This is a genomic window from Deferrisoma palaeochoriense, assembly GCF_054656955.1.
This window is the reverse complement of sequence record NZ_BAAHXI010000110.1, coordinates 1-6143: the sequence shown is the minus strand read 5'-3', so window position 1 is coordinate 6143 and position 6143 is coordinate 1. Positions and strand designations below refer to the sequence as shown.

Here is a 6143-nt window from a genome sequence, read left to right as displayed (position 1 = left end):
GTACCGGTACCTGAAGCACGTGTTCGAGCGGGTACCGCTGGCGACTTGCCGGGAGGAGTACCGGGTGCTCCTGCCGCAGCACATGCCGGCAGACCTGTTGGCCCAACTCGCGCCAGGGGGCGGTTTATAAGGCGCTTACGCAAAAGACATGGGGGCGGCCCAGCACCTACTGGGGGCGAGCCCGGGTCCAGTTGGCAATCCACTTCGATCTGGTTGAAACGTGACCATGAACGGTCCCAGGCCCATACACAAAAATCTTGACACACCCTTCGTAACCAGACGTCAACTCAGACCTCGGATCACCGAACCGCAGCCTTGAGTGCCTCGGCCTCGCCTGGTGGCAGGGCCGCCAATCTCTCCTTGAGCCACCGCCTGGACTTCTCCACGACCGCGGCCCACTCGGCCGTGCGGTCGGCGAATCGGTTTTCCAGGACGGACAACACGATCAGCGTCCAAAGAAGGCGAACGGCCTCGTCCCCGGCGCTCGGGGCCGCCGCCCGGGCCTCGCGGTCCAAGGCCCTCCGGTCCCAGCCCAGCTGCTTGGCGATCCCGGCCCGGATCTCGAACCCCCCTTCGGGGCGCTGAAGGTCCAGGAGTTCGTAAACGAGGCGGGAGTCCTCGTCCGCGCTCTCGTAGGACGCCGCCATGTCGGCGACCCCCAAGGAGGGGGGTCGGTCGAATCTGTCGGAACCTTCGCAGGCGACGCCAAAGGCCTCCGGGGCCGAAACGGCGGCGCGCCCGGCCCCTCCAAGGAGAAACCGCCCCAGGCCGAAGATTCCCGCCGGCGCCGCGGCGTATGCGACAGGTCCCGCGGCCGGCGCCGTGAGCCCCCGCCCGTGCCAGTCCGTTGTCACGAGCACCGGGACCTTGCGGAGCGCGATCTCGCCCGTGTGGCGCTCCGTCTCCGGGCGGGTCTCCACGGCCACGAAGCTCGCGTAGGACGAGGCGAGGCCGTAGCGGGTCGAAAGCTCGACGATCTTCGCGCGCCTCGCCCCCTCCTTTCTTCGCCCCTGTCGGGAACCGCCCCCCACTCCGGCCTCGAGGTCCCGGATGGCCTCCCGGGCCCAGAGCTGGGGGATCGGCGCGGCCTCGACCGAGACCCGCTTGACCGGCAGGGTCCACGTGCGGGACGCCTCCCCCGCGCGGCCGGCGACGCGCAGTTCCGGGCCCACCGCCCCGGCCGGGCACCGGCCAAACAGGACGACCCGCCCCCCGCTGAAGCCCGTGGCCTCCCTTGGGGCCTGTTCGAGCCCCTGGACCCCCTTGATCCGCAGCCCGGTCACCGAGGCGCCGAGCACCTTCCCGAAAAGCCCGAGCACCCGGGGCTCGATCCGCTCCCCCGGGGCCACCACGGCCGACGCGCCGCCCGAAACCCGCGCCGTCTCCCGGATCAGGAAGTCGTTGGGCCCGTGGCCGATGCCCACCGCGAACACCCGCACGCGCCCCGGGTAGCTACCCGCCACTTTGGCGACGGCCCGCTCGTTCGCCACCTCCCCGTCGGTGAGAAGGATCACGTCCCGCCGCGCGCCACCGGGCAGGGGCCGCTCCACGATCTCCCGAAGCGGCCGCAGGATCTCGGTTCCCCCGAGATCGGCGTCCACGGCGTCCAGCCGCGACACGAGCTCCTCCACCGCCTTCGGGTCGGCCGGCCGGGGTTCCGGCCACACGGCCTCGTGGGTGCTCCCGAACCGGTAGAGGTTGGTGCGCACCCCGGCCGGCAGGGCCCGCAGGAGGATCCGCAGCGCCCGTTTCGCCTGCTCGATGGAACTCCCCATCATGGATCCCGAGCAGTCGAGGAGGAACACGATCTCGTGCGGCAGGTCCTGGGCGTCGTCCCGGGGAAGGACGAGATCGGCCTGCACGAAGGCCTCCCCCTCCCCCTCCACGAGCCAGGCCGCCGAGGGAAGCCCCTCCCGGCGGCGGACGGTGAGCACGAAGTCCCGGTCCATGGCCGCCCGCTCCGGGGCGAACTCGACCCGCACCGGGTCCCCCTCCATCGCAACGCGCACGGGGTGGGTCGGGCTCTCCAGGGCCTCGAGCGCATCCCGGCCGTGGACCCGGATCTCCAGAGTAAGGCCGTAGGGCACCTCGTCCGCGTAGGGCGGGTGCACCCGCTCCTCCGGGGGCACGCCGTCCTCGTCGTCCATGTCGCCCGGCACGTACCGGGGCGAGATGGTGGTGGGAAGCCGAAACCGCAGGTCCGTGCCGTCGGCCTCGAGAACCTCGACGTAGGTCAGGGTGATCTCGGCCCGGCCCCCGGGCGGGAGGTTTCCCACCGAGAGGGTGAACACGTTCGGCCGCTCCTGATCGAGCAGAAACGCGCCGTGCCCCTCCTCCATTGCCCGGTCGTATTCGTCGAAGGCCCGGTCGCGCTCCTCCACCCGGCCCGTGACCACCCGGTCTCCCACCCGGGCCCGAAACCCCGTCAACGCCGCGGACTCGGGCAGCGGAAACCGGTACACGGCCTCCACGGCCACGGCTTCGCGGTTTTCGAACGTCTGGGTCAGATCGACCCGGGCCCCGCCGCCCACGATGTCGGCCTCGGCCCGCACCCCCACGAGGGGCACCGGCACCGGGGCCTCTTCCTTCGTCGTCCCAAAGAGTCCGAACGCCACCGCCGCTTCCATCACCCCTCCTCTCCTTTCGTCAGGCTGCGGGCGTGCCGCAGCAGGTCCTGGAGGCCCTCGCCCACGCGCCGGGCGACGTCCTCCCGCAGATGGATTTCGACGCCGTCGGCCGGCACAAACCGGACCCACCGCTCCCCCGCCGGCGCGGGCTCCGGGACCGACTCCTCGACGGGGGGGCGCGGGCCTCGTGGTTCCCGGAACCGTTCCCGGATGGCCGACAGGCGAAGCCCCTGGTCCGTGAGCCGGCGGATTTCCAGCAGGCGCTCCAGGTGACTGTCAAAATAGAACCCGCCGCGCCCCCGCCCGGCCGGAGGATCGAGAAGCCCCTCGGCCACGTAGTACCGGATCCGGCGCCGCGAAAAGCCGGTTTTCTCCACCAGGTCGTCGATGGTGTAGCGCGTCTCGGTCATGCCGCGCATAATAACACGCCTTTGTCACAATGCAAGCAAAAAAAACACCACCCCGTCACCATGCACGGGGCGGTCGCCGTCCTTCCCGGGCGCCCGCGGCGTCTCGCTTCCTCGCCCCCTTCAGCGTCGTTCCCATGCCCGCCGCCGAAAGGGACGGCCCGGATCACCCCTTCGAGCGCTCTTCGATCACCCGCGCCTCGAAGGGATTCCGGACGTACTTGATGAAGAACCGCGCCAGCACGGCACCCCCAAGCACGAGAAGGCCAAGCCTGAGCCCCGTGCCGACGCCCACGCCCATCGCGCGATACACGCGATACATGCGACACCTTCCCCCGCAGGGGCCACGAGCCTCCGCCCCCCGTTACCCCCTTCCCCTCCCTTCGTTCCTCGCGATCGGCCGCATTCTATCCGGAAAGGCGGTCAGATCCTGTCCGCCGACCGCCACCCCGCCTCCCGTCGACACCGGACGGGCGAACGCGCTGCCCCGTCCCGTCGGTGGGCGAACCGTCGGCGACCCACCGTGCGCAACCTCCTTACATGCTTGGCTCTCTCATCTAAACACTCACCACTCGCAAGTTCTACTCGTTAGGCTTCGAGCGTCACTGCTCCTCCGGGGCCGGCACCCGGTCTCCGGGCGCATCCCCCCCGCGCGGGCTTTCGCCGCCCGTGGGCGACGATCCGGCCCCCGCGACCGACTCCGCGAGCAGTCGCACCAACTGCCGCACGAACTCCGGAGCCACCATCCCCTCGGGCGTGCGGGGCGCCCAGTCGAACAGGAACCCGGCCAGCCTGGCCTTTTGCTCGGGCCCCGGGTTCCAGCTGACCGCCGCCAGCGCGGCCTCAAGGTCGCGCACCAGCGCCTCCACCATCGCCGCGCCGGCCGGGGGCCGCTCCGCGGTCGCGCGGGTCTCCTCCCCGCGCCGCTCCTCCCCCCAGAGCAACATCTCCGCCGGCACCCCATACTCCCGCGCCACCTTTTCCGCCCAGCCCACGCGAAACACACCGAGCCGCTTGGCCTCCGACACGTTGGCCCGCGAGATGCCCAGAAACCGCGCAAGGTCGGACTGGTACCGCCACCCCGTCAGCGCCCGAATCCGCGCCCACACCTGGTCGAACTGGCTCACGCTCGTCCCTCCTCCAAACTCTGAGAAAAACCGCCAATCCGCAAGAACAAGTTCAGGCCCCTGCCCCCGATATATTTGACAATTTGACAAAAATATGCGTTTCCACAACACCAATATTGATATGTTCATCGTCGTGGGGTAACATGTGATTCATACAGGCAATGGGGCTTTACCCAAACCATTCTTCAACGGAGGAGCAAAACATGTCGTCCTGCACCTGCCGTACGAAGCAACAGCACCTTACCGCTCTATACAAACGCGAGGGCACCACCCTGCTCTCCCCCCATGGCATCGCGTTCGCCATGCGGGAGACCGGCGCCACCTTTCCACCGCGGTACGGCTGGCGTCAAGTGGATTACTGCGCGCTGGGCACCATGTTCGGAAACCTGAATTTGCGGACCCGCCTGTCCCGCGCGCTCGGGACCGACGCGGGACAGGAGGTGGTGGCGAAGGTGGGCTTCTGCCCCGTGTGCGTCCGAGACGATCCGCCCAAGGTCCGGGTTCCCCGGGAACAGCTCCGGAAGGAGGCCGACCAACGGGTCCGGGAGCACGTGACCCGCGCCCTCGAGACGCACCCGGAGGTGGACCGGGTGGTTTCGGTGGAGGGGCCGATCCGCAGGAAGCGTCGGAAGGGTTCGCCGGGGCGGTGGGTGCGGGTGACCCTGGTGCTTCGGTCCGGCTCCCGGGTCGGTCCCTTGGAATTCCATTACGGCGGGCAGCGGGCGTTCGACAGATACGTCGCCCGCAAGCGGTTCGAGGAGGTTCCCCGGTTCGTGCCCCGGACCTTGGAGACGCCGGAGCAACGGGAGGCCCTGGCCGCCGAGGTGGTGGACCTGATCTCGACGAAGTTCGGGTTCCCGAAGGAGCATCTCCAGGCCACGGTGATGACGGCGGCCGCGGTGCGCCCAGAGCACCGGGAGGCGTTCCTGCAGAGGTTTCGGGGACGCGACACGGTGCCGGTGCACGTGGCCCTGGTGGTTCCCAATCTCCTCCCCGGGGCGAGCGATCCGTACCACCGGGTGGACCTCGTGGTGACGTCCCTTTCCGATCTTCGCGAGGCTTGCACCCTCCCGTTCGGACACCTCGTCGGGGCGCAGCGCGACTATCTGCGGGCGCAGTCGTCCTACGCGGTCCCCCTCCGGCAGTTCCAGTGGTGGTACCGGAAGGACAAGAACGGAAAGGCGCGGCCCCGGGTCGCGTTCGAGGTCGCCGGGCACCCCGTGGAAGCCTACCGCTGGGAGGTCGTGCCCTCGGATCCCTTGCCCGACGGGGCGAAGCTGCTCGGCCCCCTGCACACGATCACGCCCCGGTTCGCATACGTCTGCCTCCTGCGCACCCAGTTCGCGGGGGTGTCCCAACCCCCGGCGCTCAAGTGGGGCCTGGTGAAGGAGCGTGTGCACCGAAAGGAGCCCTTGCCGCCGGAGATCGCGGTCCTGGAGGCGGTGGTGACCGGATACCGCGCGGAGGTGCTCGCCCGGCCCCTGGGGTACGAGCCCACGGTGCTGCTCGCCGTGCGGGCCGATCTCGCCACCGCCCGCGCGATCGACCGGGAGGTCAAGCGCCGAACGCGCGAGCACATCCTGCACATCGCGAATGGCGGCGATCGGCCCCGCGGGTACACGGAGTTCCGGACCCTCGCGTCCGAGAGCACGTGCCGGCAGGTGCTGGAGGACGTGGCGAAGGAGAAGGGCCTTTCGCTCGTCCAGCCCGCCAACGACGGGTGGATCGCCTGGAGCCGGCTGGTCGGCTCGGGAGCCGACATGTCGGTTTCGGACTGGGTGCGCTCGCTCTCGGAACAACGAAGGAGGGCCTGCGGGTAGGCCCGCCACCCGTTCCCTCCGGCCGCTCCCCAACGGCGGGCTCCCACGACCGGCGGGGGGGGGACCCGTCCGCCGCGACGGCGGACCGGGAGCGTCCTTGCGGGGCCGGAGGCGCCGGCTGTCACGCTCCGGCTGCGCCTCGCCTCCGGTGCCCCCTCGGGG

General features: G+C 70.1%; 5 protein-coding genes. 1 reads left to right on the top strand and 4 read right to left on the bottom strand.

Annotated elements, in window-relative coordinates:
* Positions 1–299: 299 nt before the first annotated feature.
* The 4 genes from ACYQ8L_RS17835 to ACYQ8L_RS17820 all read right to left on the bottom strand — a co-directional run bounded on the left by ACYQ8L_RS17835 (position 300) and on the right by ACYQ8L_RS17820 (position 4161).
* Positions 300–2627, bottom strand: coding sequence for a VIT domain-containing protein (locus ACYQ8L_RS17835; RefSeq protein ID WP_459943174.1), 2328 nt, complete (start codon positions 2625–2627; stop codon positions 300–302).
* On the bottom strand, positions 2627–3046 hold the full coding sequence (locus ACYQ8L_RS17830) for a helix-turn-helix domain-containing protein (RefSeq protein ID WP_459943173.1): 420 nt from the start codon (positions 3044–3046) through the stop codon (positions 2627–2629). Before ACYQ8L_RS17830 ends, ACYQ8L_RS17835 begins: the two co-directional genes overlap by 1 nt.
* Positions 3047–3200: 154 nt before the next feature.
* Entirely contained in the window at positions 3201–3356 is a 156-nt protein-coding gene (locus ACYQ8L_RS17825) for a hypothetical protein (protein WP_459943172.1), read from the bottom strand.
* Between the two features lie 280 nt (positions 3357–3636).
* Positions 3637–4161, bottom strand: coding sequence for a hypothetical protein (locus ACYQ8L_RS17820; protein WP_459943171.1), 525 nt, complete (start codon positions 4159–4161; stop codon positions 3637–3639).
* A gap of 203 nt (positions 4162–4364) precedes the next feature.
* Between ACYQ8L_RS17820 and ACYQ8L_RS17815 the strand changes: the two genes are divergently transcribed.
* On the top strand, positions 4365–5981 hold the full coding sequence (locus ACYQ8L_RS17815) for a response regulator (protein WP_459943170.1): 1617 nt from the start codon (positions 4365–4367) through the stop codon (positions 5979–5981).
* The last annotated feature ends 162 nt before the right edge of the window (positions 5982–6143 follow it).